Annotated in this window: 1 tRNA gene and 2 rRNA genes; all 3 read right to left on the bottom strand. The window is 54.1% G+C overall.

The features are described 5' to 3' along the window. Nucleotides 1-101 (bottom strand): 5S ribosomal RNA (rrf, locus tag Xvie_RS26605). Between the two features lie 88 nt (nucleotides 102-189). Next, nucleotides 190-3099: ribosomal RNA gene (locus Xvie_RS26600) — 23S ribosomal RNA — on the bottom strand. A gap of 192 nt (nucleotides 3100-3291) precedes the next feature. Further along, nucleotides 3292-3367 (bottom strand) — tRNA-Glu (locus tag Xvie_RS26595). Nucleotides 3368-3503: the final 136 nt, after the last annotated feature.

Below are 3503 nucleotides of genomic sequence, written 5' to 3'. Positions count from 1 at the left end.
ACTCTCACATGGGGAGACCCCACACTACCATCGGCGCTACGGCGTTTCACTGCTGAGTTCGGCATGGGGTCAGGTGGGACCACCGCGCTATTGCCGCCAGACAAATCCTGGTTTCAACCCCGAACAAGCTGTCATCTGCTTTGAAACTTTGTCATCTGCTCTCTCAGCCCAAAACACCTTCGGTGTTGTCAGGTTAAGCCGCACGGTTCATTAGTACTGGTTAGCTCAACGTCTCGCAACGCTTACACACCCAGCCTATCCACGTCCTCGTCTCGAACGTTCCTTCAGTGTCCTCAAGGGACAAGGGAAGACTCATCTCAAGGCAAGTTTCCCGCTTAGATGCTTTCAGCGGTTATCTCTTCCGCACTTAGCTACCGGGCAGTGCCATTGGCATGACAACCCGAACACCAGTGGTGCGTCCACTCCGGTCCTCTCGTACTAGGAGCAGCCCCTTTCAATCTTCCAACGCCCACGGCAGATAGGGACCGAACTGTCTCACGACGTTCTAAACCCAGCTCGCGTACCACTTTAAATGGCGAACAGCCATACCCTTGGGACCTACTTCAGCCCCAGGATGTGATGAGCCGACATCGAGGTGCCAAACACCGCCGTCGATATGAACTCTTGGGCGGTATCAGCCTGTTATCCCCGGAGTACCTTTTATCCGTTGAGCGATGGCCCTTCCATGCAGAACCACCGGATCACTAAGACCTACTTTCGTACCTGCTCGAGCTGTCACTCTCGCAGTCAAGCTAGCTTATGCCTTTGCACTAACCTCACGATGTCCGACCGTGATTAGCTAACCTTCGTGCTCCTCCGTTACGCTTTGGGAGGAGACCGCCCCAGTCAAACTACCCACCAGACACTGTCCGCAACCCGGATGACGGGCCTACGTTAGAACCTCAAACATTCAAGGGTGGTATTTCAAGGTTGGCTCCATGCAGACTGGCGTCCACACTTCCAAGCCTCCCACCTATCCTACACATCAAGGCTCCAGGTTCAGTGTCAAGCTATAGTAAAGGTTCACGGGGTCTTTCCGTCTTGCCGCGGGTACACTGCATCTTCACAGCGAGTTCAATTTCACTGAGTCTCGGGTGGAGACAGCCTGGCCATCATTACGCCATTCGTGCAGGTCGGAACTTACCCGACAAGGAATTTCGCTACCTTAGGACCGTTATAGTTACGGCCGCCGTTTACTGGGGCTTCGATCAAGAGCTTCGCCTTGCGGCTAACCCCATCAATTAACCTTCCAGCACCGGGCAGGCGTCACACCGTATACGTCCACTTTCGTGTTTGCACAGTGCTGTGTTTTTATTAAACAGTTGCAGCCAGCTGGTATCTGCGACTGGCTTCGGCTCCGGGCGCGGGGCCCTTCACCTAGTGCCAGCGTGCCTTCTCCCGAAGTTACGGCACCATTTTGCCTAGTTCCTTCACCCGAGTTCTCTCAAGCGCCTGAGTATTCTCTACCTGACCACCTGTGTCGGTTTGGGGTACGATCCAATGTTACCTAGAGCTTAGAGGCTTTTCCTGGAAGCAGGGCATCAGCTACTTCAGCACCGTGGTGCCTCGTCATCACGCCTCAGTGTTAACAGGTGACCGGATTTGCCAGGTCACCCCACCTACACGCTTAAACCGGGACAAACCGTCGCCCGGCCAGCCTAGCCTTCTCCGTCCCCCCTTCGCAGTAACACCGGGTACGGGAATATTAACCCGTTGCCCATCGACTACGCCTTTCGGCCTCGCCTTAGGGGTCGACTCACCCTGCCCCGATTAACGTTGGACAGGAACCCTTGGTCTTCCGGCGAGCGGGTTTTTCACCCGCTTTATCGTTACTTATGTCAGCATTCGCACTTCTGATACCTCCAGCATGCCTCACAGCACACCTTCAACGGCTTACAGAACGCTCCCCTACCCAACAACACTTGCGTGTCGCTGCCGCAGCTTCGGTGCATGGTTTAGCCCCGTTACATCTTCCGCGCAGGCCGACTCGACCAGTGAGCTATTACGCTTTCTTTAAATGATGGCTGCTTCTAAGCCAACATCCTGGCTGTCTGAGCCTTCCCACTTCGTTTCCCACTTAACCATGACTTGGGGACCTTAGCTGGCGGTCTGGGTTGTTTCCCTCTTCACGACGGACGTTAGCACCCGCCGTGTGTCTCCCGTGATAACATTCTTCGGTATTCGCAGTTTGCATCGGGTTGGTAAGTCGGGATGACCCCCTAGCCGAAACAGTGCTCTACCCCCGAAGATGACTTCACGAGGCGCTACCTAAATAGCTTTCGGGGAGAACCAGCTATCTCCCGGTTTGATTGGCCTTTCACCCCCAGCCACAAGTCATCCGCTAATTTTTCAACATTAGTCGGTTCGGTCCTCCAGTTAGTGTTACCCAACCTTCAACCTGCCCATGGCTAGATCACCGGGTTTCGGGTCTATACCCTGCAACTTAACGCCCAGTTAAGACTCGGTTTCCCTGCGGCTCCCCTATACGGTTAACCTTGCTACAGAATATAAGTCGCTGACCCATTATACAAAAGGTACGCAGTCACACCCCAAAGGGTGCTCCCACTGCTTGTACGTACACGGTTTCAGGTTCTCTTTCACTCCCCTCGCCGGGGTTCTTTTCGCCTTTCCCTCACGGTACTGGTTCACTATCGGTCAGTCAGGAGTATTTAGCCTTGGAGGATGGTCCCCCCATGTTCAGACAGGATACCACGTGTCCCGCCCTACTCATCGAACTCCCACTGCCAGCGTCTTCAGATACGGGGCTATCACCCTTTACTGCCGGCCTTTCCAGACCGTTCTCCTGACGCTGACACTGATGCTGGTTCTGGGCTGCTCCCCGTTCGCTCGCCGCTACTGGGGGAATCTCGGTTGATTTCTTTTCCTCGGGGTACTGAGATGTTTCAGTTCCCCCGGTTCGCCTCATTAACCTATGAATTCAGTTAATGATAGTGCAACGGATTGCACTGGGTTTCCCCATTCGGACATCGCCGGCTGATGGCGCTTCATATCAGCTCACCGGCGCTTTTCGCAGATTAGCACGTCCTTCATCGCCTCTGACTGCCTAGGCATCCACCGTGTACGCTTAGTCGCTTAACCTCACAACCCGAAGGTGTCTTCGGACTGGAGTTTTGAGAGACTCCCCAATCCCGTCTTCACGACTGGGACTGGGTGTTTCAAATTTTCAGCTTGTTCCGGATTGTTAAAGAGCTATTATTGGTAAACCGACTTTACAGCCCGCTTAACAATAATATCAGGGGGCACCGCCTTTCACACAGGGCCTGAGCAGTGTGGCGTCCCCTAGGGGATTCGAACCCCTGTTACCGCCGTGAAAGGGCGGTGTCCTAGGCCTCTAGACGAAGGGGACATCGAGTCTTCTTCGCAGACGCGCTGCTCATATTACATTTCATCAGACAATCTGTGTGAGCACTGCAACAAAAACTACTATCTCTAGGTAAGGAGGTGATCCAACCGCAGGTTCCCCTACGGTTACCTTGTTACGA

The sequence above is a fragment of the Xenorhabdus vietnamensis genome, assembly GCF_002127535.1.
Classification (GTDB): domain Bacteria; phylum Pseudomonadota; class Gammaproteobacteria; order Enterobacterales; family Enterobacteriaceae; genus Xenorhabdus; species Xenorhabdus vietnamensis.
Note: the sequence above shows the minus strand (reverse complement) of the source record. Positions and strands in the feature narration are given on the sequence as shown.